We start from the raw sequence: 26,661 nt of genomic DNA on the forward strand, positions 1-26,661 counted from the left end.
ATGTCCACCACCCTGACCGAGGCCGGGAAGCCGGCCGAGTCCGCCGCCACCGGGGGCGCCCGCGTCGAGTTCCGCGGCCTGCGCCGCGCGTTCGGCACCACCACCGCCCTCGACGGACTCGACCTGACCGTGGAGCCCGGCGAACTCCTCGCTCTTCTCGGCCCGTCGGGCTGCGGCAAGACCACCGCCCTGCGCGTGCTCGCCGGCTTCGAACACCCCGACTCCGGCGAGGTCCTGGTCGACGGCGAGGACATCACCCGCGTCCCGGCCAACCGCCGCGACGCCGGGATGGTCTTCCAGTCGTACAGCCTCTTCCCGAACCTCAACGCCCGCGAGAACGTCGCCTTCGGTCTGCGCGTACGGGGCGTCCCGGCGGCCCGCCGCCGGGAACGCGCCGCCGAACTCCTGGACCTCGTCGGCCTGCCCGAGCACGGCGACCGCTACCCGCACCAGATGTCCGGCGGCCAGCAGCAGCGCGTCGCCCTCGCCCGCGCCCTGGCCCTGCGCCCGCGCGTGCTCCTGCTCGACGAGCCGCTCTCGGCCCTGGACGCGAAGGTACGGGCCAACCTGCGCGAGGAGATCCGCCGGCTCCAGCTCTCCCTCGGCATCACCACCGTGTTCGTCACCCACGACCAGGAGGAGGCCCTGTCCATGGCCGACCGGGTCGCCGTCCTCAACGCCGGGAAGCTGGAGCAGTGCGCCGCCCCCGCCGAGCTCTACGAGCGGCCCGCCACGCCCTTCGTCGCCGAGTTCGTCGGCACGATGAACCGGCTGCCGGGCCGGCTCGCCGGCTCCGGGCAGGTGGAGGTCGCCGGCACCCGGCTGCCCGTCGACGGGCCGGTACCGGACGCGACCGACGTGGAGGTGCTGGTCCGCCCGGAGAACCTGACCGTCGCCGCCGACGCGGAGGGCAGCGCCACCGTGACCTCGGCCTCCTTCTTCGGGGCCGTCACCCGCCTCCACCTCGACCTCCCCGGAGGCACCCGGGTCAAGGCCGACGTCCCCTCCCGGGACGCGGGCGGCCTGACGCCCGGCGCCCGGGCCACCGTGGGCCTGGCCGAGCGGCCCGTGCTCGTCGTGGCGAGGGCCGCGTGAGCGCACTCGCCGCCGTCCTCTTCGACATGGACGGCACCCTCGTGGACACCGAGGTGCTGTGGTGGGAGACCACCGAGGAGGTCGCGGACCGCCTCGGCCACCGGCTCGGCCCGGCCGACGCCCCCGAGGTCGTCGGCCGCGCGGTCGCCGACACCGCGGCCCACCTGGTACGGGCCACCGGTGGCGCGGACACCGGGGCGGTGGCGGAGGAGCTCACCGACGGCTTCTTCCGCCGGGTCGCCGCCGGCGCCCCCGTCCGGCCCGGCGCCCAGCGGCTGCTGACCGCCCTGGAGGCGCAGGGCGTGCCCTTCGCCCTGGTCAGCGCCTCGCCGAGGGTGGTCGTCGACCAGGTGGTGGGGGGCGCGCTGGCCCATGTCCCCTTCGCCTTCACCCTCTCCGCCGACGACACCGCGCGCACCAAGCCGCACCCCGACCCGTACCGGGCGGCGGCCGGGCTCCTGGGCCTCGAACCGGGGGAGTGCGTCGCGGTGGAGGACTCCCCGGACGGCGCGGCCTCCGCCGAGGCCGCGGGCTGCCCGGTCCTCGTGGTGCCCTCGCTGCTCGGCGTACCGGCCACGGCGGCGCGCACCTTCGCCACCTCCCTGGAGGAGGTCACCCCGGAGCTGCTGCGCAGCCTCAGGCGCACAGCCCGATGATGTCGCGGATGCCGTCGGCGTAGGCCGCGGTCACCGAACCGGGCGGGCAGGCCGGCCCGCCGCTCAGCTGCGGCAGGCCGGCCCGGACGAAGGCGACGCACTGCCCGTAGAGCCCCGCCTCGTACGCGGTCCCGTCGTCCGCCGTGGTCAGCAGCGCGAGCAGGGTGCGCAGCAGGGCCTCGCGGGTCGCCAGCCGGGGCGGGCCCGCCGACCAGACGGCCATCAGCACCGCACAGGCCGCGGGGGCGGGCGGCCAGAGCCTGGTCCCGGCGAAGACGTGCCCCTCCAGGGCGTGGAAGGCCGCCGGATGCCCCTCGGCGGCGTGCCACAGGGTGTCCTCCAGATGCCCCGCCGAACGGCCGCAGCCGCACTCGATGGACGCCCAGTCGTGCCGTGCGATCGCGTCCCCCACGGCGGCGGGCACCAGCGGGCTGCTGCGCGCGGTGTCCTTGTCCTTCCCTCTCATGAGGCCCAAGTATGGGAGCAGGCGCGGGGGCCGGTCGAGCGGGCCGTCCGAGGGGCGGACGGCGGGCCTCGACGCCGCCTCGGGAAACGGGCCGAACCGCGGGAGCACCGCCTACGTCGTCCGGGCCGTGACGTCCTTCCCCGCCGCCGACGGCCCCGGCCCGCCTGTCCCGTGTCCGGAGCCGGGACCCCGCTCATCCGCCGGCCCGGCCGCGGGTGACACGACGGAGCCGGGACGCCCCTGGGCGTCCCGGCTCGCGGTCGTTCACGTCGGGGGCGAGGAAAGCGGGGGGACTAATGCAGTGGATGGTGAGAAGGAAGTCCGCCCATGGCCTCGCCGGAGCCAACGGTAGCAGTCAGCCCGGGATCAGGGCACGCAGGTTTTCCGGGGTGACGACCACCGAGTCCGGGTGCAGCCCGTCGGGGCGCTCCAGGCCGATGTAGGTGACCGGGCCGTCCGGCAGCCCCGCACCGTCCCACTGCGCGGTGCTGCGGGCCCGGCGGGCCAGCAGCCCGACGAGGTGGCGGACCGTGAGGTACTCGCGCTCCACGATGCCGCGCACCAGGGTGCCGACCGTCGCCCGGTTCTCCTCCACCCGGTTGGCGCTCGGCGTGCCGCGCAGGTACAGGTGCAGCCACTTCGCCCGCCAGGCGCCGTCGGCGCCGCGCAGGAACACCAGAGGCAGGGCGATCCGGCCCGGTCCCCGCAGCTCCGACTTCATGCGCACCGTGCGCGGTTCGAAGGGGCGGCCGCCCTGTTCGCCGTCGCGCAGCATGAAGCCGAAGAAGGACTCGGCCACCTCCTCGAAGCCCTCCCCGGAGAAGACGTGGACCTGCGGGACGATGAACGCGCCCTGCACCGCGTCCAGGCGCAGGTTGATGAACTCCGAGGCCCCGTCGGGCGCGGGCGCGTTCGTGATGTCGCCCGAGTGCTCGCCGCCGGCCGCCTGGAGGGCCGTGTACGACAGCCAGGACAGGGTGTCGTACGAGGAGTCCAGCATCACCGCCGACAGGTCGTAGTCGGTGTTCGCGGCCGTCTGCGTCCAGTGCACGAAGAAGCGCAGCAGTTCCCCGTCGACCGGGGACAGCGAGCCGCGCGGCAGGACGCCGAGCCCGGCGGCCGTCGCCTTCCCGCTCAGCGGGAGGGCGACGTCGAGGACCGCGGGGTCGACCAGCAGGTGCCCGGGGTCGGGAAGGCGGCGGAGCACCTCCGCGTCCAGGGCCGCGGCCAGCCGACCGGCCTCGGACGCCGGGAGGGCCGCGCGGGTGTCCGCGGTGACCCAGGCACGGCCCCGGCCGTTGACGAAGACGCGGCGCGCCGGCGGACCCCCGGCCCGGTTGTGGAGGTGCTCGCGCACCGACAGCAGGACGCGGCCGGAGACCCGCGGGGCGGCCTCCTCGGCGGCGGCCGCGACGGCCCCGCGCTCCCGGGGGCCCGGGCAGGCGCGCAGCAGCCGGTCCAGGGAGCGCAGCAGCCGGCCGGGCGCGGCGGCCGCCAGCAGCCGGGCCGCGCCGGCGACGTCGCCGGAGCCGAGGAGTTCCTCGACCCGGCTCTCCAGGGTCCGGGCCTCCTCCTCGCCCCGGGCGACGGCGAACACCCGGGCGGCGTGCGGCCAGCGCGGGTACTCGTGCGGGTGGAGGCGTTCGCCGAGCCGCTTGAACTCCTCGCGGTGCGCGGTGACGTCGGCGAGCTTGGCGGGGGACGCCGCGACCACCGCGTCCAGGGCTGCCAGCAGGGCCCGCCTGGCGGGCCGCGACAGCCGCTTCAGCCGGGTCGGCTCCGTCAGGGACACGTCCCCGTCCGACAGTGCGCAGGCCAGGCGCAGTACGTCCGTGACGGTGTCCGCCAGCAGCTCCGCACCGAGGCCGAGGCGGGCCCGGTTGACCACGGCGCGGTTCTCCCGGACCGGGATCTCCGTCGGCTGGGGGCCTTCGGCGCAGTGCCCGGCGAGCAGTCCGAGGTCGCGCAGCCCCTCCTCGCCGAGCGGCGTGGTGCTGCCCGCCAGGGCCAGGTAGAGGGCGGTCGCCTCCTCGTCGGGGGTGCCGCCCCGGTGCAGGACCGTCATCCGGTCCCCGGCGGCCGCGGTCAGCTCCTCGTGCGCGGCGAGCATCTCCGCGTACGTGTGGCGGTAGCCGCCGTACGAGGGGAGGGTCAGCAGGTCCAGGACGCCGGTGCTCAGCTGCGCGAGAGTGCCCGGGCGCGCGGCGTCCCCGGCGAGGGCCTCGCGGACGCACTGCGCCCAGAACTCGACGGTGTCCGGCACGTTGGCCGGGAAGTCCTTGAAGTACGCGTTGTGCGCGACGTGGTCGCCGGTCATCTCGCGGACCGTGTCCAGCGTGCGCGCGGCGGTCTCCACGACCGTCTCCTCCGCGAGCCCCGACAGGTGGTCCAGCAGCGCGGCGGAGAGCTTGAAGCCGACGGACAGCAGCGCGGCGTCGAACTGCCGCGCCGCCGTGCCGCCTTGTCCGGCCGGACCGGAAGGGGCCGGGACGCGGAGGGTGTGCCGGACGACGAGGGATTCGAGAGGATGTGCCATCCGGGCATGCTCCCAGAGCGGTCCGCCGGCGCGCACACGGGTTTCGTCCCGCGTACGCTCTGCGACGTGCCCCGATCCCGCCTCCACCGCGTCGCCGTCCTCGTCCTCGAAGGGGCCAAGCCGCTCGACGTCGGGATCCCCGCCCAGGTCTTCAGCACCCGCGCGAGCATGCCGTACGAGGTCCGGGTGTGCGGGGCGGCCCCCGGGCTGGTCACCGGCGGCGACGGCCTGTCGTACCACGTCACCCACGGGCTGGAGGCGCTGGAGTGGGCCGACATCGTCTTCGTCCCCGGCTACCGCTTCCCCGACCGCGAGGACCCGCCGCGCGAGGTGGTCGCGGCGCTGACCGCCGCGCACGCGCGCGGCGCGCGCCTCGCCGCCATTTCGACGGGCGCGTTCGCGCTCGCCGCCACGGGGTTGCTCGACGGCAGGCGCGCCACCACCCACTGGCACTACTCGCGGGCGCTGACGGCGAAACACCCCCTCGTCCGGCTGGATGAGAACGTGCTGTTCGTGGACGAGGGCAGCGTCCTGACCTCGGCCGGCGCCGCCTCCGGCATCGACCTGTGCCTGCACATCCTGCGCCGCGACCTCGGCGTCGCCGCCGCCAACCACGCCGCCCGGCGCCTGGTGGCGGCCCCGTACCGCAGCGGCGGCCAGGCCCAGTACCTGCCGCGCAGCGTGCCCGAGCCGCTCGGGGAGCGGTTCTCCGCCACCCGCGAGTGGGCCCTCCAGCGGCTCGGCGAGCCCCTGACCCTCGAGGCGCTCGCCCAGCACGCGGCGGTGTCGGCCCGTACGTTCTCACGGCGCTTCGCCCAGGACACGGGGTACACGCCCATGCAGTGGATCATGCGGGCCCGGGTCGACGTGGCCCGTGAGCTGCTGGAGCGCTCCGAGCGGAGCGTCGAGCAGATCGCCGCCGACGTGGGCCTGGGCACCGGGGCGAACCTGCGCCTGCACTTCCAGCGGATCCTCGGCACCACCCCGACCGAGTACCGGCGCACCTTCACCCGGGGCGAGTAGGGGGCGCCGGGCCGGGGGAGGCGACTGGCGAGATACTTGCGAACCATGGCGATCTCGCCACTGTCGGGGGCGGCCGCCGGGCGCGAACCTGATGGCGAACAGAAGGGGACACCGCTCATGACTCGCATCGCCATCAACGGATTCGGCCGCATCGGACGCAACGTGCTGCGCGCGCTGCTCGAACGCGACAGCGACCTGGAGGTCGTGGCCGTCAACGACCTCACGGAGCCGGCCACCCTCGCGCGGCTGCTGGCCTACGACTCGACGGCCGGCCGCCTCGGCCGCCCGGTGACCGTCGACGGCAGCACCCTCGTGGTCGACGGCCGGCGCATCACGGTGCTCGCCGAGCGCGAGCCGGAGCGGCTGCCCTGGGCCGAACTCGGCGTCGACATCGTCCTGGAGGCGACCGGCCGCTTCACCTCCGCGGAGGCCGCCCGCGCCCACGTCAAGGCGGGCGCGCGGAAGGTCCTCGTCAGCGCCCCGTCGGACGGTGCGGACGTGACGCTCGCGTACGGCGTCAACACCGGCGCGTACGACCCGGAGCTGCACACGATCGTCTCGAACGCCTCGTGCACGACCAACGCCCTGGCGCCGCTGGCCTCCGTCCTCGACGAACTGGCCGGCATCGAGCACGGCTTCATGACGACGGTGCACGCCTACACCCAGGAGCAGGCCCTCCAGGACGGGCCGCACCGCGACCCCCGCCGCGCCCGCGCCGCCGCCGTCAACATCGTGCCGACCACGACCGGCGCGGCCAAGGCGATCGGCCTCGTGCTCCCGAACCTCGACGGGAAGCTGTCCGGCGACTCCATCCGCGTGCCCGTCCCGGTCGGCTCGATCGTCGAGCTGAACACCACCGTGGCCCGCGACGTGACCCGCGACGAGGTCCTGGCGGCCTACCGCGCCGCCGCGCAGGGCCCGCTGGCCGGGGTGCTCGAGTACTCCGAGGACCCGCTGGTGTCCTCCGACATCACCGGCAACCCCGCCTCGTCGATCTTCGACTCGGAGCTCACCCGCGTCGACGGCCGCCACGTCAAGGTGGTCGCCTGGTACGACAACGAGTGGGGCTTCTCGAACCGCGTGATCGACACCCTCACGCTCCTCGCGGGCTGAGACCTCCCGCCCCGGTCCTCCGTCCGGGACCGGGGCGGGAGCACGTCCGGCCCGGCAGGCGGGATCAGGCCCGGGGCAGGATCACCGTGACGCCGCGCCCCTGCGCCGTGCCCATCGCGGCCAGGGCCGCCGGCGCGCCGTCCAGCGGGATCGTCGAGGTGACGAGGAGGTCCGGGCGCAACACGCCGGAGCGGACCAGTTCCAGCATCGGGGGGTAGGCGTGGGCGGCCATGCCGTGGCTGCCAAGGACCTCCAGCTCCCAGCCGACCACGCGGTCCAGCGGCAGGGCCGCCGGGCCGGCCGCCGCCGGGAGCAGCCCGACCTGGACGTGCCGCCCGCGTCGGCGCAGCGCGGACACCGAGGCGGCGGCGGTCGCGGGGGAGCCCAGGGCGTCCAGCGAGAGGTGCGCTCCGCCGCCGGTCAGGTCCCGGACGGCCGCGGCCGTCCCGCCGGGCCCGGCGGTGGCGGGGTTCACGCAGTGCGCCGCCCCGAACTCCCGGGCCAGCTCCCGCGCTCCGGGCGCGGTGTCGACGGCCACCACCCGGGCCCCGGCCGCGGCGGCGATCATCACGGCGGACAGGCCGACCCCGCCGCAGCCGTGGACGGCGACCCACTCGCCCGCCTTCACCCTGCCCTGCGCGACCACCGCCCGGAAGGCGGTGGCGAAGCGGCAGCCCAGACCGGCGGCGGTCGCGTACGACAGCTCCCCGGGCACCGCCACCAGGTTCACGTCGGCGTGGTCCAGGGCCACGTACTCGGCGAAGGAGCCCCAGTGGGTGAACCCCGGCTGCGTCTGCCGGGCGCACACCTGGTGGTCGCCGGCCGCGCAGTCGGCGCAGCTCCCGCAGGCGCAGACGAAGGGCACGGTCACGCGGTCGCCGGTCCGCCAGTTCACCACCCCGGACCCCACCGCCTCGACCACCCCGGCCAGTTCGTGCCCCGGGACGTGCGGCAGGACGATGTCCGGGTCGTGCCCCATCCAGCCGTGCCAGTCGCTGCGGCACAGCCCCGTGGCCTCGACGCGCACCACCACCCCGCCCGGGGCCGGCGCCGGGTCCGGCACCTCCCGCACCTCGGGCCGCTCCCCGTACCGCTCGAACACCACCGCGCGCATGGACTCCGCCCTCCTGTCGACCGGCCCGCAGGCTACCGCCCCTACGACCGGGCGGCGGCGGCCCGGCGCAGGGCCAGGGCCGCGAGCGCCTCGGGGGCGCCGGCCTGGCCGCGGATGCCGGGGAAGGCGTTGACGTCGACGATGAGGGGCCCGCCGCCGTCCTCGGCGATGACGTCCACCCCGTAGACGTCCAGCCCGAAGACGCGGCCGACGCGCAGGGCCAGTTCGGCCCACCCGTCGGGCAGCCGCTCCGGGCCGCTGGGCGACTCCGGTGCGCCGGCGGCGAGTTCGGAGCGGCGCAGGCCGGAGAAGACCCGGTCCCCGACCACCCACAGCTTGTGGTCCCAGCCGCTGTTCGGTGCGAACGCCTGGGTGACGACCGGTTCCGAACCCCAGCGCGGCGCCAGCTCCCGCAGCCCGTCGGGGCCGTCGAGGCGGACGACCAGGTCGTCCTTGCGGCTGCGCCGGCTCTTGACCACCAGCGGCCACTGCGCATCCGCCGCCGACTCCAGCAGCGCCAGGGAGGCGAAGGTGCGGGTGGCGGCGAAGGGCAGCCCGGCCCCGAGGGCCAGCGCGGCCATCCCCGTCCGGTCCTGGCAGCGCTCGGTCGCGGCGGCGGAGTTCACCACCGGTGCCCCGCCGTGCTCCAGCACACGGGCCAGCTCCAGCGCCGCCGGGGTCCGTGCCTTGAGCAGGTACACGTCCGCGGACGCACCGGCGGCCGCCGCGGCCCCCGCCCCGGGGTGCAGGACGTCCACCTCGTGCCGGCCGGCGAGCAGCGCGGCGGTGGCGGCCAGCAGCGGATGCCCCGGGTCGGGGGTGATCAGGCCTATCCTCACGCGCCGTCCCCCGCCGCCACCTGTGCCGGGATGCCCACCGGCACCGGGTACGGCCGCAGCGCCGGGCGCGGCACGACGGACGCCCGGCCGCCGCCGGCGCGGGCCAGGTCCAGGACGGCGCCCGCCACCCGGGCGGCTGCCTCCGGGACCTGGCGGAAGCTCGGGAAGTCGTTCACGTCGACCACCACCGGCCCGTCGGGGCCCAGCAGCACGTCCACCCCGTACAGGTCCAGCCCGTACACCTCGCCCACCCGGGCGGCGATCCCCGCGACCTCGGCCGGCAACGGCACCCGGCGCTCGCGGACCGCGGGGTCGGGGTGCAGGGGGGAACAGCGCTCGGTGGCGTGGAGTTCGCCGTTCACGCAGTACACCTTGATGTCGGTCCCGGGGTTCGGGACGTACGGCTGCACGATCAGCATGCCCTCGCCCGCCAGGGCGGGGAGCAGCGCCGCGAGCCGGTCCGGCGAGGGCAGCAGGTGCACCCCCCGGCCGGAACTGCCGTCGGCCGGCTTGACGACGAGCGGGTACAGCTCGTCGGGTATCTCTGCCAGCAGCTCCGGGCGGGCCACCGCGTACGTGGGCGGCAGGGGGAGCCCCCGCGCGCTGCCGAGGGCGGCGGCGAGCGCCTTGTCCCGCACCCCGCGGATCGACCGGGCGTCGTTGACGGTGGTCACCCCGGCGGCGGCCGCGGCCTCCAGGAGGGTGAGCCCGGGGCCGCCGGAGACGGTCTTGAGCACCCACGCGTCGTGCGTGCCGGCCCGGACCAGGTCCGTCATGCGCAGCAGCGAGCCGCCGGGCCGCACGACGTCCACCCGGTGGCCCCACGCGGTCAGCTGACGGATCACCTCGTTCGGCATGCCGTCGTGGCGGTAGTGCTCCTCCACCAGGAAGCAGAGCCTCATGGATCTTCCCCATATTCCCCGGACGTCCGCCGTCGGACCCGTCCGGCGCCTTGTGACGTCACAGGATGCCATGGCATAGCCCCGAAACCGCTCCAGAAGCAGCCTTAGTGGGCGCTACACAGCGTGATCTTCGTCAGGGGCTTTCCCAAACGATCACCAATCCTCTTATAGTGATGCCTCGTTGACACAGGAACCCTCTCTTCCATATACGCCCCTTTTTTGAGGCTTTGATTGATGACGGCGTCGCCCTCCCCCCTCCGCCCCTCCGTGCTCGCCCTGCTGGTCACGGCGGTGGCAGCGGGCACCATCTCCGCAGCGGCGGTCGCCGCGGCCCCGTCGGACGTCCGCCACCCGCTGGCCTGGTTCGCCGCCTTCGGCACCCTGCTGCTGGCCATCGCCGCCTACGCCGTCACCTGGTCGGTGCATACCACCCGGCAGCTGCGCGACAGCCTGGCCCTCCTCACCGGGGAAGTGGCCACCCGCGACGGGTACATCGCCCGCCTGACCGCCGACGCGGCCCGTGAGACGGCGGACCTCACCGCCGAACTCGCCCGGCTCACCGCCGACCACACCGCCCGCGTCGCGCAGCTCACCGCCGAGCACGCCGCCGAGACCGACCGGCTGAGGGCCGCCCGCAGCGCCGAGGCCGCCCGACTGGCCGCCGCCCACACTGCCGAACTCGACCACCTGGCCGCCGCCCAGCAGGCCACCCGCGAGAAACTCGGCGAGGAACTGCGGCGGGCCCAGTCGGGCCGGGCCGCCGCCATGGCCGCCGCCGCCAACGCGGCCGGCCGGATGCAGGCCCTGGCCACCGGCATGCTCGCCGACCTGCGCGAGATGGAGCACAGGCACGCCGACGAGGCGGTCCTCGGCGACCTCCTGCACCTCGACCACCGCACCGCCCAGGCCGGCCGTCTCGCCGACTCCATCGCCGTCCTCACCGGCGCCCGTTCGGGCCGCCGCTGGGCCAGGCCCATCGTCATGGAGTCGATCCTGCGCGGCGCCATGGGCCGCATCGGCGGTTACCAGCGCGTCCGGCTGCACTCCACCAGCGAGGCCGCCGTCGCCGGACACGCCGCCGAGGGCGTCATGCACGCCCTCGCCGAGCTCCTCGACAACGCCGCGAACTTCTCCCCGCCGACCGCCGAGGTCCACGTCTACGTGGAGGAGGTGCCCACCGGGATCGTCATCACCGTCGAGGACAGCGGCCTCGTCATGAGCGAGCTCCAGCTGCGCCGCGCCGAACAGGCCGTCAGCGCAGAGACCCTGGACCTCGCCGGGCTCTCCGGAACCCGCCTCGGCCTGGCCGTCGTCGGCCGCCTCGCCCGCAAGCACGGGCTGACCGTCTCCTTCCGGCCCTCCGCGCGCGGAGGCACCGGCGCGCTGATGATGATCCCGGAGGAACTGGTCAGCCACGCCCCGGCCGACCCCGTCCCCGCGCCGCCGCTCCTCTCGGCCCCCACCGCCGGCCCGGTCCGCGTGCCCGCCCCGGGCCGTACCGCCGTACCGCCCGCCCCGGGGCGCGCCGCCCTGCCGCCCGCCCCGCGCGCGGACGCCGAGCCTGCTCCCGACGGCTCCCACGACCCCGAAACCACCGGCCAGAACCCGGTCGTCGGCGAGAGCGGACTGCCCCAGCGACGGCGCGGCCGCACCCTGGCCGCCGCTCACCCGCAGGGCCCCGACGTCCCCTCCGCGGCGTCCCGCACCCAGGCCGCCCCCACCGGCGCGTCCCGGTCGGCCGCCCGCTTCGGCAGCTTCCGCCAGGCCGTGCGCGACGCGCCGACGCGGCAGCAGCCCACGAATCCCCCGCACCCGGAAGGCGACACGAGATGACCGGCTCCACCACCGACGAGAAGCTCAGCTGGCTCCTGGAGGGCCTCCTGGAGCGCACCCCCGGCGCCCGGCACGCCCTCGTGCTCTCCCGCGACGGCCTCAAACTGTGCCGCACCCCCGAGCTCTCCGTCGACCAGGCCGACCAGCTCGCCGCCATCGCCGCCGGCATCCAGAGCCTCTCCCACGGCGCCTCCATCGAGTTCGGCGACGGCACCGGAGGAGTTCGCTCCGCCATGGCCGAGTTCTACGGCGGGATCCTGTTCATCGTCGAGGCCGGCGAGGGCGCCCACCTCGCGCTCGTCGCCGCCGAGGACGCCGACGCCGGGCTCGTCGGCCACAACATGTCCGAACTGGTGGAGCAGCTGAGCGAGCACCTGATGGCCAGGCCCCGGGGATGAGCCGCGCCCGGCCGGGCCGGGACGACTCCCCGGACCGGCTCTACACCCTCACCGGCGGCCGCAGCAGCTCCGGGAGCGACGCCCTCGACCTGGTGACCCTCATCGTCGCCGAGTGCGACCCCGCGCCCGGGATGCAGTCGGAGCACGCGGCCATCCTGCGGATGTGCCGCTACCCGACGGCCGTCGTGGAGGTGGCGGCCGAACTGGCCCTGCCGGTGTCGATCGTACGGATCCTGCTGGCCGACCTCCTGGCCGCCGGCCGCGTCAGCGCCCGGCATCCGCGCGCCACGACGTACTGCCTTCCCGACCCCGAACTCCTGGAGCAGGTGCTCGTTGGACTCCGCAACCTCTGACCCGGGCGCGCCCCGGCAGGCACTCAGCAGCACCGCCGACAACGGTCTGAAGATCGTGATCGTGGGCGGCTTCGGCGTCGGCAAGACCACCATGGTCCGCTCGGTCAGCGAGATCCGCCCGCTGAACACCGAGGAGACGATGACCCAGGCCGGCGAGGCCGTCGACCACACCGACGGCGTCGCCGCCAAGACCTCCACCACCGTCGCCTTCGACTTCGGCCGGATCACCCTCGACGCCCGCAACGTGCTCTACCTGTTCGGCGCCCCCGGACAGGAGCGGTTCTGGTTCCTGTGGGACCGCCTGTTCTCCGGCACCCTCGGCGCGGTCGTCCTCGTCGACACCCGGCGGCTCGCGGACTCCTGGTACGCCATCGACCGCCTCGAACACCACGGCACGCCCTTCGTCGTCGCCTGCAACGACTTCGGCGGCCCCGCGCACACCCCGGAGCAGATCCGCACCGCCCTCGACCTGCCGCCCGAGGTACCGCTGCTGTTCTGCGACGCCCGCTCCCGCGAGTCCAGCAAGCAGGTGCTCATCGCCCTCGTCCTGCACCTCCAGCACATCCATAGCCTCCAGCCCCTCCCGTAGCGCCAGAGCCCCCGAGACCAGAGCCCTCCACGGCCGTCCCCCGCACCCTCCCGGAGCCCACGCAGTGACCACCCCCGAGCCCCAGCCCGTCTACCTCGGCGGACCCCGCTTCCAGAGCGACCCCGCCGAGCTGTACCGGGAGATGCGCCGCGACCACGGCGCCGTCGCCCCCGTCGTCCTCGACGGGGACGTCCCGGCCTGGCTGGTCCTCGGCTACCGCGAACTGCACCAGGTCACCAGCGACCCGCAGCTCTTCTCCCGCGACTCCGATCTGTGGAACCAGTGGGACCGCATCCCCGCCGACTGGCCCCTGCTTCCGATGATCGGCCGCAAGCAGCCCTCCATCCTCTACACCACCGGCGAACGCCACCGCGAGCGCGCCGCCGTGATCAGCGAGGCCCTGGAATCCGTCGACCCCTTCGAACTCAGGGGTCATGCCGAGCGCTTCGCGGACGAGCTGATCGACGGGCTCTGCGGCAAGGGCTCCTGCGACATCGTCGGCGAGTACGCCATGCTCCTTCCGCTGCGCGTACTCGCCCGCATCTACGGCTTCTCCGACGAGCAGGGCCCCGGCCTCGTCACCGCCATGAACGACATGATCAACGGCCGCGAGGGCGCTCTGGACGGCCAGCGCCACCTCGGCGAGTCCATGTACGCGCTGCTCGCCGCCAAGGCGGCCGCCCCCGGACACGACGTCGCCTCCCGGATGCTCGCCAACACCGCAGGCTTCACCCTCGCCGAGGTGGCCCAGGACCTGATGGTGATGATGGCCGCGGGCCACCAGCCCACCGCCGACTGGATCGGCAACTCGCTGCGCCTGATGCTCACCGACGACCGTTTCGCCGCCTCTCTCACCGGCGGCCGCCACAGCGTCGGCGAGGCCATGAACGAAGTGCTCTGGGAGGACACCCCGACCCAGAACGTCGCCGGCCGCTGGACCACCCGCGACACCAAGCTGGGCGGCCGCACCCTCACCCGCGGCGACCTCGTCCTGCTGGGCCTCGCCGCCGCCAACGGCGACCCGCACGTGCGCACCGACGCGGGCGCCCTCACCGGCGGGAACAACGCCTTCTTCTCCTTCGGCCACGGCGAACACCGCTGCCCCTTCCCGGCCCAGGAGGTCGCCGAGGTCATCGCCCGGACCGGCATCGAGGTCCTCCTCGACCGCCTCCCCGACGTGGACCTCGACGGACCGGCCGCCGAACTGACCCGGCGGCCCTCGCCCTGGCTGCGCGGCCTGACCGCGCTCCCCGTGACGTACACCCCGACCCCCGCGCTTGGAGCCATCCGATGAGCTGCCCGATCGACCACACCGGCGCCGTCCCGGCCGCCGCCCCGATCACCCTCGACCCCTTCGTCACCGACCTCGACGCCGAGAGCGCCGCACTGCGTGCCGCCGGCCCGCTGGTCCGCGTCGTCCTTCCCGGCGGCGTCGGCGTGTACGCCGTCACCCACCACGCCGAGGCGCGCGCCCTGCTCACCGACCCACGCGTCGTCAAGGACATCGACGTGTGGGGCGCCTGGCAGCGCGGGGAGATCCCCCTGGACTGGCCGCTGATCGGCCTCGCCAACCCCGGCCGCTCCATGCTGACCGTCGACGGCGACGAACACCGCCGCCTGCGCACCCTCGTCGCCCAGGCCCTCACCGCCCGCCGCGTCGAGAAGCTGCGCGCCGGCATCGAGGCCCTGACCGAGGAGGCGCTCGACAAGCTGGCCGGCCTGCCCGAGGACGAGACCGTCGACCTGAAGGCGGCCTTCGCCTACCCGCTGCCGATGAACGTCATCAGCGAGCTGATGGGCGTGGACTCCGCCGAACACCCGCGTCTGAAGGCCCTCTTCGAGAAGTTCTTCTCCACGCAGACCCTCCCCGAGGAGGTCCCCCAGATGATGGCGGACCTCGGCTCCCTCTTCTCCCGGATCGTCGAGTCCAAGCGCGAGACCCCCGGCGACGACCTCACCAGCGCGCTCATCGCGGCCTCCGAGGACGGCGACCGGCTCAGCACGCAGGAGATCACCAACACCCTCCAGCTCATGGTCGCCGCCGGCCACGAGACCACCATCAGCCTGATCGTCAACGCCGTCGTCGCCCTGGAGACCCACCCCGAGCAGCGCGCCCGCGTCCTCGCCGGCGAGGTCCCCTGGGAGAACGTGATCGAGGAGACGCTGCGCTGGGCCACCCCCACCTCGCACGTCCTGATCCGGTTCGCCACCGAGGACATCGAGGTCGGCGACCGGATCCTGCCGAAGGGGGAGGGCCTGATCGTCTCCTTCGGCGCGCTCGGCCGCGACGAGGCCCAGTACGGGGAGACCGCGGGCTCCTTCGACGTCACCCGCACCCCGAACCGGCACATCTCCTTCGGCCACGGCCCCCACGTCTGCCCCGGCGCGGCCCTGTCCCGCCTGGAGGCCGGCGTGGCCCTCCCGGCCCTGTACGCCCGCTTCCCGCACCTGTCGCTCGCCGTGCCGCGCGCCGAACTGCGCAACAAGCCGGTCCTCACCCAGAACGACCTGTTCGACCTCCCGGTGCGTCTGCACCCCTGACCCGCGGTCAGGGCCGGGCAACCGCCGCGGGCGACGGCCTCCACCCCGGCCCGCCCGCGATCCGACGGCACGCAGGGGCCCGGGAACCGGACGCGTTCCCGGGCCCCGTCACGCCCTCCAGGGGCCCGCGCGCACCCGGTCCGTACGACTTCCCGGTGAGGCCCGCTCCGACCGCAGGCGGACCGGGCATCAGCCCGCGGGCCGATGGGCACCGCCCGCCGCCCGCCTAGGGTCCGGTGTCATGAACACCAGACGCCGTACCGCGGCCGCCGCGGCCTTACTCGCCCTCCTGCTCCCGGCCCCGCTCCTGGCGGCCTCCGCAGCCTCCGCGGCTCCTGCCGCCGCCGCGGACACGCGCACCACCGGCCCCGAACTCCCGTCCCCCACAGGCCGCTACGCCGTCGGCCAGGAGGACCTCCACCTCGTCGACCGCAGCCGCACCGACCCCTGGGCCCACACCGGCCCCCGCGAGCTGATGCTGACCCTGCGCTACCCCGCGCAGCGCGGCACCGGACGTGCCCCGGCGCCCTACCTCAGCACCGAGGAGGCCCGGCTGATCCTCACCGACCGGCACATGGAGCAGGTCGTCGACCCCGCCGTCTTCGCCGCCACCCGGGCCCACGCCCGCGTGGGCGCCCGGCCCGTCGAGGGCCGCTACCCGCTGGTCGTGCTCTCGCCCGGCTTCACCGTCCCGCGCGCCACCCTCACCGCGCTCGCCGAGGACCTGGCCTCCCGGGGCTACGTCGTGGCCGCCGTGGACCACGCCTACGAGAGCGCCGCCACCGCCTTCCCCGGCGGCCGCATCCTCACCTGCCTGGCCTGCGACCAGGTCCGGGGGGAGGGGGGCCACGAGGCCGTCACCGAGGTCCGGGCCAAGGACGTCTCCTTCCTCCTGGACCGCCTCACCGGCCGCCACCCGGCCTGGCGCCACGCCGGGCTCATCGACACCGGCCGCATCGCCATGGGGGGACACTCCATCGGCGGCGCCGCCGCCCTGACGGCCATGGCCGCCGACCAGCGGATCCGCGCGGGCATCGACATGGACGGGGGCCTGCCCGAGCCCTACCCCGCCGCCGGGATCGGCGGCCGCCCCTTCATGCTGCTCGGATCGGCCGCCAGCGTGCCCGGGCCCCGGTCCGGCAACTGGCCCAAGCTGTGGCCGGAGTTCGACGGCTGGAAGCGCTGGATCACCCTCGACGGCACCGACCACTTCGGCCCCACCGACTTCCCGGCCATCCGCGACCGGCTCGGCCTGCCCCACCCCGACGCGCCGCTGCCCGGCCCGCGCGCCGTGGAGCTGACCCGGACCTACGTCGCGGCCTTCTTCGACCAGCACCTCAAGGGACAGCCCAGGCCCGTCCTGGACGGCCCGCGCGCCGATGCCCCGGAGGTCCGCTTCCACAACCCCTGACGCCGCTGCGGGGGCCCGCGTCCCGGGCCCCCGCACTCCGGCGGAGGTCACACCGGGACGGCCACGAACGTCCGTCCCGACTCGTTCTCCACCAGCACCGCCTCGACGTCCGCCGGGTCCACCGCCGCGGAGCCGTCCAGGGCCGCACCCTTGCCCTCGCCGTGCTCCGCCGTGCCCACGACCCATCCGCCCGCCGTGGACCGCGTACCGTCCCGGGAGACCACCACCAGACGGCACCGCTCCCCGGCCGGCACCCCCGTCACCGCCGCCCGCACCCGCACCCACCGGGCTGCCGGAGTGACCTGCACGGTCATCCGCGCACCGGTACCCGGGTCCGTGGCCGAGGCCACCCTGGTCCCGGCGGGCGGCGGCGAGGGCGCGGCCGACGCGCTCGGGGACGGCTGCGGGGGGAGCGCGGTGGTGTTCCCCGCGTCCCCGCCCAGCCGGGCCCCGGCCCAGAACACGGCGGCCAGCGAGGCGGCAGCCGCCAGGCCCGCCACCGCGCCCCGCCACCGGGCCCGTGCGGCCCGTTCGCCGCGCACCTGCCGCAGGGTCCGCTGGAGCAGCAGGTCGCCGCCCTGCGGGGGCCCTTCGAGGAACGCCTCCTCGGGCACCTCGCCCAGCGCCCTCTCCATCTCTCGCAACGCGGCCACCTCCTCCCGGCACCCCGTGCAGTCGCCGACATGCTCCTCGACGCGCCGTACGTCCTCCTCGTCCAGGACACCGAGCACGTACGGTCCGAGCAGCTCCTCCTCGTGCCGCCGCGCGTTCACGCCACCACCTCCCGCAGTCCGCCGGGCTGCTGGGGCGGCCGGCCTGATCGTCTGTTCCCGCCGAAGCCGTCGGCGCCGCCGTCCGCGAACACCGCGCGCAGGGCCTTGAGCGCGTAGTGCGAGCGCGACTTGACCGTGCCCGCCGGGATGCCCAGGCGGTCGGCGGCCTCGGCGACGCTGTGCTGGCGGTAGTACAACTCCGTCAGCACGTCCCGGTGTTCCGGCGACAGCCGGTCCAGGGCGCCCAGGACCGTCATCGTGTCCACCACGGAGTCCGCGTGGTCGCCCTCGACCGGGGGGGCGGCCGCCGAGCCGGAGACCTCCGGCGGGCGGGCGGCCCGGGCCCGGTACCGGTCCGTGATGATGTTGCGGGCCACCGTGAGCAGCCAGCCGCGCACCGAGCCCTTCCCGTTGACCAGGGCCTCGGAATGCCGCCAGGCCCGGATCAGGGTCTCCTGCACGACGTCCTCGGCGGCGGCCCGGTCTCCGGTGAGCCGGGTGGCGTACGCGAGCAGGGCGTTGCCGTGTTCCTCGTAGACCGCCCTGATCAGTGCCTCGTCGGTCGCGCCCCGCCGCGCGCGGGGCCACAGTGGTCCGGCCATTCACGCTCTCCGTCCGCCTCGTGCCACCTGGTGCGGTCGGAACACGCCCCGGACGCGGCGCCGGTTCACGTGAGCTGCGTCACTCATGTCCGGCAGGTGCGGCCCTCGTTGAGGCAGGCGACCAGCTCGCCCATCCGCCCGTCGGCCATCACGTCCACGAACATCGCGTGGTCGGTGAGCGGGCTGTGCCGCTGCTCCGGGAAGGAGTCCAGTGCCAGCGGCACCCCCGGGGCCACCGCGTACGCCAGCGAGACGCGCAGCTCGGGCACCGGGAAGGTGCCCTGCGGACAGACTCCGCCGGCGGTGGGGAACAGCAGGTGGGAGCGGTGGTCCGGGGTGGCGGTGTCCAGCCCGTTCCAGCAGCTGGGGAAGACCAGCGTGCGGGTGACCAGCTGCCCCGCCGGACAGCGCGGATAGCCGGTGGTGGAGCGGTCCGGCAGGCCCGAACACCCCCAGCGGGCCCGCACCCCCGCGCCCCCGCCCGCCGTGTACGCGACGGCGTCCCCGGTGATCGCCCGCAGGAACCGGGGCATCGCCACCACCTTGCTCACCGGACTGCCCCGGAACTCCACCCGCACCGAGGCCTCGCGCAGGATCTCGCCCGCGTTGCCGTGCCCGGCGGCGCCCTCGTGCGGGCCGCTCCCGGGCCGGTCGGTACGGCGCAGCACCGGCCAGTAGTACACGGAACGGTCGCCGCCCGCGCAGCTCGTGGCGGCCGCGGCCAGGGAGGCGTCCGTCGACAGGGCGTCCGCGGACAGGTTCCCCACGTAGGCGTGCGTGTGGTGGGCGCCGGCCGGCAGCCCGGGCGAGACCACCGGGTTGTCCTCGTTCCAGTGGCCCTCCTCGTTGCGCCCGCACTCCACCGTCACCGTGCCGGTCGAGGCCCCCGGACCGGGCGCAGGCCCGGCCGGACCGGGCGGCACCCGGAGCAGGTCCACGTACGGGCCCGCCACGGAGGCCTGTCCCGGACCGTCCGCCCGCCAGGCGCCCAGTACGGCGGCGGCCAGCCCGAGGCCCAGGACCAGGCAGGCGAGCAGCACCGGGAGCCGCTGTTCCTTCCCCAAGGGGTTCCCCATGGCGGTCACGGTCGCCGGTACCCCGCACCACCGTCAACCGGGCGACCCCACGAGCGGCGGACCTCCCGCTCGCAGGTGTCGCGGTGCGGGCGGGAAGAGGCGTAAGGGAGTTGGCGCGCGGGAGGCTTGCCCGGCCGGATCCGGGCCGGGGAGAGTTCTCCGTATGACACCGGAAGAGCTGCTGCGCGACTTCGCCCGCACCCGCGCCTCCCTCGACGGGGAAGAGGTCGTCTACGGCTGGAGCGGGGACGTCCACTCCTGGGCCCCCGCGGAGCCCTACCGGCGCCTCTTCGGCTTCGAGGGCATCAACGTGTCCCGGCTCGTCACCGACGAGGAGGAGGGCGGTTACCGGATGCTCTCGCGGGAGGCCGCCTTCTACCTCGATCCCGCCACTCGGGAGATCCTCGAGACCTGGCGGGGGAAACCCGTGGTCCACGTCTGGAACGACCCGGCCAACCTGAGGCTGCGGCCCTTCCCCGTCCCACGGACCGAACTCGGCGACCAGGTCTGCTTCAGCCTGGAGATCCCCCTCGCCTACCCCTCCCCGCTGCCCGTCGCGGACTACCCGCTCCACTCCGCCGACGACACCTACCGGGCCCTGGAACTCTTCCAGTTCCTCACCCCCGCCGCCGCCCTCGCCGGCGGTGCGCCGAGTGTCCCGGCGACCATGACGTGGACGCGGATGTCCCCCTGGCTGCCCTGGATGGAACAGGGACAACGCCCCGGCGGCCTCGTCTTCCACTGCCGGGGCGCCAAGCTCGGCTCCTACGCCGAGGTCCCCGAGCGCACCCGCGCGTACATCGCCGGACGGCACCCGGAGTTCGCCCACGCCCCGGAGAAGTGGACCGAGCCGAACGAGACCAGCTGGACCTACTTCCGCGCCCTGCACCCGCGCGGCAACCCGGAGTAACCCGCCCGCCGCCCCGGCGGAAGGCAGGGAGACGGCGGCCACCGGCACGGATTCCACAGGGCTTCCACAGGGACGGCACAGGGGTCCCACAGGGTTCGGCAGGGTCCGGACAAGGGTTTTCCCCGTATCGGGTTCATCCCCGCGTTGCCTACTGTCTGCCCACCGGCGATCTCCCGCACCCCGAACCGTCCCCGCACCAGCCCCACATGGTGTGAAGCGGAACGCGGTGGCGCGGATCGCCGGTACACGCAGTCGCCCAGCCCCGCCGTTGCGGCCGGGCGACTGGAGCGCGGCGGAGGCCGGGGCGGTCCGACCAGCCCTCCCGGTCCCGCGGCGCCGGTTCCACCTCCCACACCGCACATACCGGCCGCTCCGGCCTGCCCGGAAACGGCACGTAAGGGGAACAACGTGCACGCACCCCGACGACGGCTCATATCCGTCGCGGCCATGTCCGTCACCCTGCTCGCAGGCTCCGCCACCGCCGCGGTGGCCGTGACCCCCGCGGGCGACCCGTCCGCCCGGACCCTCCCGGCGGCGGCCGCCCCCGCCACCCCCGCCACCGCCCCGGTCGAGAACCTGATCGTCGGCTACAAGTCCTCCGCCCCGGAGGCCGGCTCCAACACCGCGGCCGCGGACGACGCCACCGCCAAGGGCAGGAAGGCCGGCAAGAAGGCGAAGTTCGACCGCCGCCTGGGCACCGGCGCCGCGCTCGTCAACCTGGGCGGTGCGACCGCCCCGGCCGACGCCGCGGCCGTGATGGCCCAGTTCCGCGCCGACCCGGACGTCGCCTACGTCGAGCCGGACTCCCGCGCCTACGCCATGGCCACCCCGGACGACACCGAGTACGCCAAGCAGTGGGACCTCTTCGAGCCCACCGCCGGCATGAACGTGCCCGCCGCCTGGGACAAGACCACCGGCTCCGGCGTCACCGTCGCCGTCATCGACACCGGCTACGTGGCCCACTCCGACGTCGCCCCCAACATCGTCGCCGGCTACGACTTCATCTCCGACTCCACCGCCGCCCGCGACGGCAACGGCCGCGACAACAACCCGGCCGACCAGGGCGACTGGAGCGCCGCCGGCGAGTGCGGCACCGGCTCCAAGGCCGGGGACTCCTCCTGGCACGGCACCCACGTGGCGGGCACCATCGCCGCCGCCACCAACAACGGCAAGGGCGTCGCGGGCATCGCGTACAACGCGAGGATCCAGCCCGTCCGCGTCCTCGGCAAGTGCGGCGGCGCCACCTCGGACATCGTCGACGCCATCACCTGGGCCTCCGGCGGCAGCGTCGCGGGCGTCCCGGCGAACCCCACCCCCGCCAAGGTCATCAACATGAGCCTCGGCGGCTCGGGCACCTGCAGCGCCAGCTACCAGAACGCCATCAACGCGGCCGTCGGCCGCGGCACCACCGTCGTGGTGGCCGCCGGCAACAGCAACGCCGACGCGAGCTCCTTCACGCCGGCCAGCTGCAACAACGTCATCACCGTGGCCGCCACCAACCGCACCGGCGACCGCTCCTTCTACTCCAACTACGGCGCCAAGGTGGATGTCTCCGCCCCCGGCGGCGAGACCCGCCGCGCCACCGACACGCCCGGCACCGTCACCACGCCCGAGAACGGCATCCTCTCCACGCTGAACAACGGCACCACCACCCCCGGCGCGGAGATCTACAAGCCGTACCAGGGCACCAGCATGGCCGCCCCGCACATCGCGGGCCTCGCCGCGCTCCTCGTGGCCGCCAAGCCCTCCCTGACCCCGGCCCAGGTCGAAGCCGCCATCAAGGCCAACGCCCGCCCGCTGGCCGGCACCTGCACCGGCGGCTGCGGCGCCGGCCTCGCCGACGCGGCCGCGACCGTCAACGCCGTGACCTCCACCCCCACCACGCCGTTCTTCGAGAACACCGCGGACTTCGCCATCGCCGACAACAGCACGGTGGAGAGCCCGATCACGGTCACCGGTGTCACCGGCAACGCCCCGGCCGCCCTCAAGGTCGGCGTGAACATCGCCCACACCTACATCGGAGACCTGAAGGTGGACCTCGTGGCCCCCGACGGCACCGTCCACACCCTGCACAACCGGGCCGGCGGCAGCACCGACAACATCAACCAGACCTACACCGTCGACGCCTCCTCCGAGGTCGCCAACGGCACCTGGAAGCTGCGCGTGAACGACAACGCGGGCGGCGACACCGGCAAGATCGACTCCTGGAGCCTCGGCTTCTGATCCCCGCCGGGCCCCACGGTCCACTCCCCGGTCCGTGCCCCCACCGGAGTCCCCCACCTCCGGCCTGACGGGGCGATAGTACGGACCAACCCAGCCCGCGGACCTGCCGATACCTCCCGTACCGGCAGGTCCGCGGCGCATTCCTGTCGCCCGACTGAATTCTGCGTCACAATCCGGGTCTGCCGGGGGGCTGACCTCGTATTGTCGCGTCTCACAGGAAGGGCGCGGACCGGGGAGCGAAAGGCTGGTGGCTGTGCGTGGCGGCGACGGGCAACGCTGACACCAACGTCGGACACGGCGTACTCATCGAGGCCGTCGGCCGCGCGCTGGCCGGACACGGCCGCGCCATCCTCACCGGCCCCGCGGGAGCCGGGAAGAGCGAGGTGGCGCACGCCGTCGCGGCCGCCGCCGAAGGCCGCCGCGAGACCGTCCTGAGGCTCGCCCCCGACGCCGCCGACCAGCACATACCCGAGGCCTCGGCCGCCGCCCTGCTCGCCTCCGTCCACCGCAGCGCCCTCGACCGCCTCGCCGGACCCCAGCGCGAGGCCGTCGCCCTCCTGCGCCGCGAGGCCGACGCCCCCCACGCCGGACGCGACCAGGTCGCCCTGCGCCTGGCCGTCGTCGAGGTCCTGCGCACCCTCGCCGCCCCCGGCCCCCTCCTGCTCCTCCTCGACAACGCCCAGTGGCTCGACGCCGAGAGCACCGACCTGCTCCGCTTCGCCCTGCGCCTGGCCCCGCCCCGCGTACGGGTCCTCGTCGCCGAACGAGGCCAGGGCGGCGCCCCCGTCGCCGAAGCCCTCTGCGGCCCCGGCACCCCCGCCGTCCGCGTCCCCGCGCTCGGCGCCGACGAGGTCGCCGAACTCCTGCTGCGCCACGGCCTGCCCGCCCGGCTCGCCGGACGCATCCACCAGGCCAGTGGCGGCAACCCACGGCTCGCCCTCGCCCTCGGCCACTCCCTCGCCGAAGCCGCCGTCGGCCAGGGCGGCTGCGCCCACCACGCCGACCCCCTGCCCGTGGCCGGGCAGGCCCGCGAGGTCGCCCGCCGCCTCCTCGCCGAAGCCCCCGCCCGCACCCGCCCCACCCTGCTGCTCGCCGCCCTCGCCACCCGCCCCACCACCGACCTGCTGCGCCGCGCCGGCCGCCCCGACGCCGAAGCGGAACTCGCCTTGGCCGAACGGGCCGCGCTGGTCACGGTCGGCGAGGACGGCGCCGTCGCGTTCACCGCCGGCGCCCTGCCCACCGCCCTGGCCGCAGACGCCGGCTGGCCCGAACGCTCCGCCGGTCACGCCGCGCTCGCCGCCGCCGTCGACGACCCCGTCCAGGCCGTACGCCACCGGGCGCTGGCCGTCGACACCCCCGACGCGGAACTCGCCGCCGAGATCGCCCGCGCCGCCGACGCCTGCCGCCGCCGCGGCCAGCGGGCCCTGGCCGCCGAACTCGGGCTGCTCGCCGCCGAACGCACCCCCGCCTCCCTGGCCGCCGAGGAACTCGCCCGGCTGGTCTGCGCCGCAGAGGACGCGGGCTGGGCCGGCCGCGCCGACCTCGCCCGCCGGGCCACCCGCGCCGTCCTGGCCCGGGACGCCTCGCCCGCCCAGCGCGTCCGGGCCCGGCTCGCCGTGATCGACGCCGCCGGACAGGCCCTGGCCGCCCTCGACGAGACCTTCGCCTTCGCCTGCGCCGAGGCCGACGCCGCCGACGACCCCTCCCTGCTGGCCGCCGTGCAGCTGCGGATCGCCTGGAAGCACAACCTCAGCGACGGCGACCCCGTACGTTCCCGTGACGCCGCCGCCGAGGCCGGAGCCCTCGCCAAGGCCGGCGGGGACCAGGTCGCCGAGGCGATGGCCCTGACCGTCCGGGCCCGGATGGGCCGGATCCTCGCCGACCCCGACGCCGAGGACATCCTGGACCGGGCCCTCGCCCTGCCCGCCCCCGAGGTGCCCCTCGGCATGCGCAACGCGCCCCAGTACCTGGCCGTCCGCCACGCCCTCTTCGACGACCGGCTCGACGACGCCCGCGGCCGGCTGCTCGTCCTGCTGCCCGCCGTCCAGCGCACCGGCTCCGCCGAGGACGTCTTCGAGGTGCTGCGCAGCCTCACCGAGGTGGAACTGCGCCGCGGCCGCTGCGTCACGGGCGCCGCGCACGCCCGCCGCGCCCTGGAGCTGACCATCGAGGCGGGCCTCTCCCCGGGCCCCGCCTGGTACGTCGCCGCGATCGCCGAGGCGGCCGGCGGCAGCTTCGCCCGGGCCGCCGCCTACGCCCGCCGCGGCATCCGGGCCTCCGAGGAGGAGCACGACCAGGTCTTCCTGTCCCGGGGGCTCTACGCCCTCGGAACCGTCGAACTGGCCACCGGCGAGGCCGCGAAGGCCGTCGCCACCCTGCGCCGGGTCGCCGGCCTGGAGGAGGCCCAGCAGGTGGTGGACCCCTCCATCCTGCGCTGGCACGGGGAGCTCGCCGAGGCCCTCGTCGCCGCGGACGACCCCGCCGGGGCCGTCGCGTTCCTCGACTCCGTCACCCCCGTCGCCCGCGCCCTGGGGCGGACGCCGGTGCTCGCCGCCCTGGACCGGGCCCGGGGGCTCGCGCTGTCGGCGCAGGGCGAGCCCGAGCCCGCCGTCGCCCTGCTCCAGGACACCGCCCGGCGCTTCGACGCGCTCGGCCTGCCGCTGGAACGGGGCCGTACGCTGCTCGCGCTGGCCCGGGCCGAACGCCGGCGCCGCCGGCGTGCACCGGCCCGGGAGGCGCTGCGGGAGGCCGCCGAGGTGTTCGAGCGGGCCGGGGCCGTCCCCTGGCTCTGCCTGGCCCGCGAGAGCGCCCCCGAGACCGGCGCCCCGTACCCGGGGGTGTCGTCCCTGACCGACGCCGAGGTGCGGCTGGCCCTGCTGGTCGGCGGGGGCGCCAGCAACCAGGAGGCGGCCGCGAAGCTGTTCCTCAGCGTCAAGACCGTCGAGGCCCGGCTCACCCGGATCTACCAGAAGCTCGACGTCCGCTCCCGGGCCCAGCTGGCCACCGCGCTGCGGAGCCACTGACCGGGCCGGCCGGACCCGGGCGGGCGGCTCAGCAGCTCAGCCGGTCGCCCGGGGTGACGCCGAGGATCTGGGTGAAGGCCTGGTAGGCGTTCACCCGGCTCTGGACCTGAGCCGGGTTGCCGCCGTTGCACTCCAGGGCCCCGTTGATGGAGCGGATGGTCTCCCCGAAGCCGGCCCCGTCGACCATCGCCGCGTGCGCCGTCATCGTGCCCGGGCCGTTCTGCGTGTTCCAGTACCAGAGCGCCGTCTTCATCGCGACGGCCGGGTCCTGCTCCACCAGGTAGGGGTTGGCGAGCAGGTTGATGCCCAGGGCGTCGCCCGCCGCCTTGTAGTTGAAGTTCCACGACAGCTGGATGGGGCCCCGGCCGTAGTACGCGGCCTGGCCGGCCGGGCAGCCGTAGGGCTGTGAGGCGTCGCAGTAGTGGGGGTAGTTGGCCGTGTTCTGCTCGACGATGTACACGAGCCCGCCCGTCTCGTGCGAGACGTTCGCGAGGAAGGCCGCCGCCTCCCGCCGCTTGACCGTGTCGTCCCCGGTGCGGGCGAAGCCGGGGTACGCGGAGAGCGCCGCCACCAGCCCGTCGTAGGTGTAGAAGGGGTTCCGGTTCGGGAACATCCGGTTGAACTGGGCCTCGCTGACCACGAACCCGGAGGGGTTGCCGGTGCCCGGGTCGGGGTCCTGGCCGCCCCCGCCGCAGGCGCCCTGGTCGGACCAGACGCCCCACTGGCCGGTGGTGCCCGGGGTCTCGCCCTGGGTCCACCACCTGGCCTGCCAGTTGTGGCCGCCGTACGCGGCGCTCATGCCGTTGGTGTAGACGGCGGAGGAGCTCCAGGCGCCGGCGCAGGCGGGGGCCGCGGCGGCGGGGGAGGCGGGCAGGACGACGGCGAGCCCGAGGGTCGCGGCGGCGGCCGCGGCGAGGGAGAGGGCGCGGCGGCGAAGCGCACGTATCACGTAACTGCTCCTTGAGTGGGGGGAGTCCGTCGTGGGGATGGGGGGTGACGGGTACCGCCACTGAACCGAAATGGTCTGAACCTGTCAAGGTCTAGACCAAATGTCGACGTTCCGTGCGCACGAACGCCGGAGCGGGGGGGGGGCCCGGGGGGCGCCCCCCCCCCGCGCCCCCCGGGGGGGGGGGGGCCCCGCGGCCCCCCCCCCGGCCCGGGGGGGTGGGGGGCGTTGGGGGTGGG

23 protein-coding genes are annotated in these 26,661 nt (G+C 75.3%); 14 read left to right on the forward strand and 9 right to left on the reverse strand.

Annotation, left to right across the window (positions count from 1 at the left end):
* Both ACFY15_RS18845 and ACFY15_RS18850 read left to right on the forward strand, forming a co-directional pair.
* The gene (locus tag ACFY15_RS18845) at positions 1 to 1,095 is read left to right on the forward strand and encodes an ABC transporter ATP-binding protein (protein WP_390686486.1); all 1,095 of its coding nucleotides are present in this window, start codon (positions 1 to 3) and stop codon (positions 1,093 to 1,095) included.
* Positions 1,092 to 1,751: an HAD family hydrolase gene (locus ACFY15_RS18850; RefSeq protein WP_390686485.1), complete on the forward strand. Its 660-nt coding sequence runs from the start codon at positions 1,092 to 1,094 to the stop codon at positions 1,749 to 1,751. The genes ACFY15_RS18845 and ACFY15_RS18850 overlap by 4 nt, the downstream gene beginning before the upstream one ends.
* Here ACFY15_RS18850 and ACFY15_RS18855 read toward each other — a convergent pair.
* Both ACFY15_RS18855 and ACFY15_RS18860 read right to left on the reverse strand, forming a co-directional pair.
* Positions 1,732 to 2,217, reverse strand: a complete 486-nt coding sequence (locus tag ACFY15_RS18855) for a hypothetical protein (protein WP_390686484.1) — start codon at positions 2,215 to 2,217, stop codon at positions 1,732 to 1,734. The genes ACFY15_RS18850 and ACFY15_RS18855 overlap by 20 nt on opposite strands.
* Positions 2,218 to 2,572: 355 nt before the next feature.
* Positions 2,573 to 4,753, reverse strand: a complete 2,181-nt coding sequence (locus ACFY15_RS18860; RefSeq protein WP_390825804.1) for a hypothetical protein — start codon at positions 4,751 to 4,753, stop codon at positions 2,573 to 2,575.
* A 66-nt stretch (positions 4,754 to 4,819) separates the two neighbouring features.
* On the opposite strand from ACFY15_RS18860, the gene ACFY15_RS18865 reads away from it, so the two are divergent.
* On the forward strand, positions 4,820 to 5,776 hold the full coding sequence (locus ACFY15_RS18865) for a GlxA family transcriptional regulator (RefSeq protein WP_390686482.1): 957 nt from the start codon (positions 4,820 to 4,822) through the stop codon (positions 5,774 to 5,776).
* Positions 5,777 to 5,893: 117 nt separating this feature from the next.
* A complete protein-coding gene (gene gap / locus ACFY15_RS18870) occupies positions 5,894 to 6,889 on the forward strand; it encodes a type I glyceraldehyde-3-phosphate dehydrogenase (RefSeq protein WP_390686481.1) in 996 nt (331 codons plus the stop codon).
* Between the two features lie 64 nt (positions 6,890 to 6,953).
* Here gap and ACFY15_RS18875 read toward each other — a convergent pair whose 3' ends face one another.
* Genes ACFY15_RS18875 through ACFY15_RS18885 form a run of 3 tightly spaced genes read right to left on the reverse strand, consistent with a single transcriptional unit; the run spans position 6,954 to position 9,744 of the window.
* Entirely contained in the window at positions 6,954 to 8,003 is a 1,050-nt protein-coding gene (locus ACFY15_RS18875) for a zinc-dependent alcohol dehydrogenase family protein (RefSeq protein ID WP_390686480.1), read from the reverse strand.
* Positions 8,004 to 8,044: 41 nt separating this feature from the next.
* On the reverse strand, positions 8,045 to 8,842 hold the full coding sequence (locus tag ACFY15_RS18880; RefSeq protein WP_390686479.1) for a RimK family alpha-L-glutamate ligase: 798 nt from the start codon (positions 8,840 to 8,842) through the stop codon (positions 8,045 to 8,047).
* Positions 8,839 to 9,744 (reverse strand): RimK family alpha-L-glutamate ligase, encoded by a 906-nt coding sequence (locus ACFY15_RS18885; protein WP_390686478.1) that lies wholly within the window; start codon positions 9,742 to 9,744, stop codon positions 8,839 to 8,841. Before ACFY15_RS18885 ends, ACFY15_RS18880 begins: the two co-directional genes overlap by 4 nt.
* Positions 9,745 to 9,978: 234 nt before the next feature.
* Between ACFY15_RS18885 and ACFY15_RS18890 the strand changes: the two genes are divergently transcribed.
* The 7 genes from ACFY15_RS18890 (at position 9,979) to ACFY15_RS18920 (ending at position 16,869) form a co-directional block, all read left to right on the forward strand.
* On the forward strand, positions 9,979 to 11,577 hold the full coding sequence (locus tag ACFY15_RS18890; RefSeq protein WP_390686477.1) for an ATP-binding protein: 1,599 nt from the start codon (positions 9,979 to 9,981) through the stop codon (positions 11,575 to 11,577).
* The gene (locus ACFY15_RS18895; RefSeq protein WP_042815130.1) at positions 11,574 to 11,975 is read left to right on the forward strand and encodes a roadblock/LC7 domain-containing protein; all 402 of its coding nucleotides are present in this window, start codon (positions 11,574 to 11,576) and stop codon (positions 11,973 to 11,975) included. Before ACFY15_RS18890 ends, ACFY15_RS18895 begins: the two co-directional genes overlap by 4 nt.
* Entirely contained in the window at positions 11,972 to 12,328 is a 357-nt protein-coding gene (locus ACFY15_RS18900) for a DUF742 domain-containing protein (protein ID WP_390686476.1), read from the forward strand. The genes ACFY15_RS18895 and ACFY15_RS18900 overlap by 4 nt, the downstream gene beginning before the upstream one ends.
* Entirely contained in the window at positions 12,309 to 12,917 is a 609-nt protein-coding gene (locus tag ACFY15_RS18905; RefSeq protein ID WP_390686475.1) for an ATP/GTP-binding protein, read from the forward strand. The genes ACFY15_RS18900 and ACFY15_RS18905 overlap by 20 nt, the downstream gene beginning before the upstream one ends.
* Before the next feature lie 64 nt (positions 12,918 to 12,981).
* A complete protein-coding gene (locus tag ACFY15_RS18910; RefSeq protein WP_390686474.1) occupies positions 12,982 to 14,211 on the forward strand; it encodes a cytochrome P450 in 1,230 nt (409 codons plus the stop codon).
* Positions 14,208 to 15,458 carry a cytochrome P450 gene (locus ACFY15_RS18915; RefSeq protein ID WP_390686473.1) on the forward strand — a complete coding sequence of 417 codons (1,251 nt, stop codon included), beginning with the start codon at positions 14,208 to 14,210 and terminating at the stop codon, positions 15,456 to 15,458. The genes ACFY15_RS18910 and ACFY15_RS18915 overlap by 4 nt, the downstream gene beginning before the upstream one ends.
* A gap of 241 nt (positions 15,459 to 15,699) precedes the next feature.
* Complete coding sequence (locus tag ACFY15_RS18920) at positions 15,700 to 16,869, forward strand: alpha/beta hydrolase family protein (RefSeq protein ID WP_390686472.1); 1,170 nt, start codon at positions 15,700 to 15,702, stop codon at positions 16,867 to 16,869.
* 47 nt (positions 16,870 to 16,916) lie between these two features.
* On the opposite strand, the gene ACFY15_RS18925 is transcribed toward ACFY15_RS18920, so the two are convergent.
* The 3 genes from ACFY15_RS18925 to ACFY15_RS18935 all read right to left on the reverse strand — a co-directional run bounded on the left by ACFY15_RS18925 (position 16,917) and on the right by ACFY15_RS18935 (position 19,320).
* Positions 16,917 to 17,642 (reverse strand): anti-sigma factor family protein, encoded by a 726-nt coding sequence (locus ACFY15_RS18925; protein WP_390686471.1) that lies wholly within the window; start codon positions 17,640 to 17,642, stop codon positions 16,917 to 16,919.
* Positions 17,639 to 18,244 (reverse strand): sigma-70 family RNA polymerase sigma factor, encoded by a 606-nt coding sequence (locus ACFY15_RS18930; protein WP_390686470.1) that lies wholly within the window; start codon positions 18,242 to 18,244, stop codon positions 17,639 to 17,641. The genes ACFY15_RS18925 and ACFY15_RS18930 overlap by 4 nt, the downstream gene beginning before the upstream one ends.
* Positions 18,245 to 18,327: 83 nt before the next feature.
* Positions 18,328 to 19,320, reverse strand: a complete 993-nt coding sequence (locus tag ACFY15_RS18935; protein WP_390686469.1) for a DUF1996 domain-containing protein — start codon at positions 19,318 to 19,320, stop codon at positions 18,328 to 18,330.
* A gap of 163 nt (positions 19,321 to 19,483) precedes the next feature.
* On the opposite strand from ACFY15_RS18935, the gene ACFY15_RS18940 reads away from it, so the two are divergent.
* The 3 genes from ACFY15_RS18940 (at position 19,484) to ACFY15_RS18950 (ending at position 25,476) form a co-directional block, all read left to right on the forward strand.
* Positions 19,484 to 20,230 carry a DUF1838 family protein gene (locus ACFY15_RS18940; RefSeq protein WP_390686468.1) on the forward strand — a complete coding sequence of 249 codons (747 nt, stop codon included), beginning with the start codon at positions 19,484 to 19,486 and terminating at the stop codon, positions 20,228 to 20,230.
* A 447-nt stretch (positions 20,231 to 20,677) separates the two neighbouring features.
* Positions 20,678 to 22,453: a S8 family serine peptidase gene (locus ACFY15_RS18945; protein WP_390686717.1), complete on the forward strand. Its 1,776-nt coding sequence runs from the start codon at positions 20,678 to 20,680 to the stop codon at positions 22,451 to 22,453.
* Positions 22,454 to 22,710: 257 nt separating this feature from the next.
* Complete coding sequence (locus tag ACFY15_RS18950) at positions 22,711 to 25,476, forward strand: AAA family ATPase (RefSeq protein ID WP_390686467.1); 2,766 nt, start codon at positions 22,711 to 22,713, stop codon at positions 25,474 to 25,476.
* Positions 25,477 to 25,504: 28 nt separating this feature from the next.
* Here ACFY15_RS18950 and ACFY15_RS18955 read toward each other — a convergent pair whose 3' ends face one another.
* Positions 25,505 to 26,425: a glycoside hydrolase family 19 protein gene (locus ACFY15_RS18955; protein ID WP_390686466.1), complete on the reverse strand. Its 921-nt coding sequence runs from the start codon at positions 26,423 to 26,425 to the stop codon at positions 25,505 to 25,507.
* Positions 26,426 to 26,661: the final 236 nt, after the last annotated feature.

The organism is Streptomyces sp. NPDC001373 (assembly GCF_042895815.1).
Taxonomy (GTDB): Bacteria; Actinomycetota; Actinomycetes; order Streptomycetales; family Streptomycetaceae; genus Streptomyces.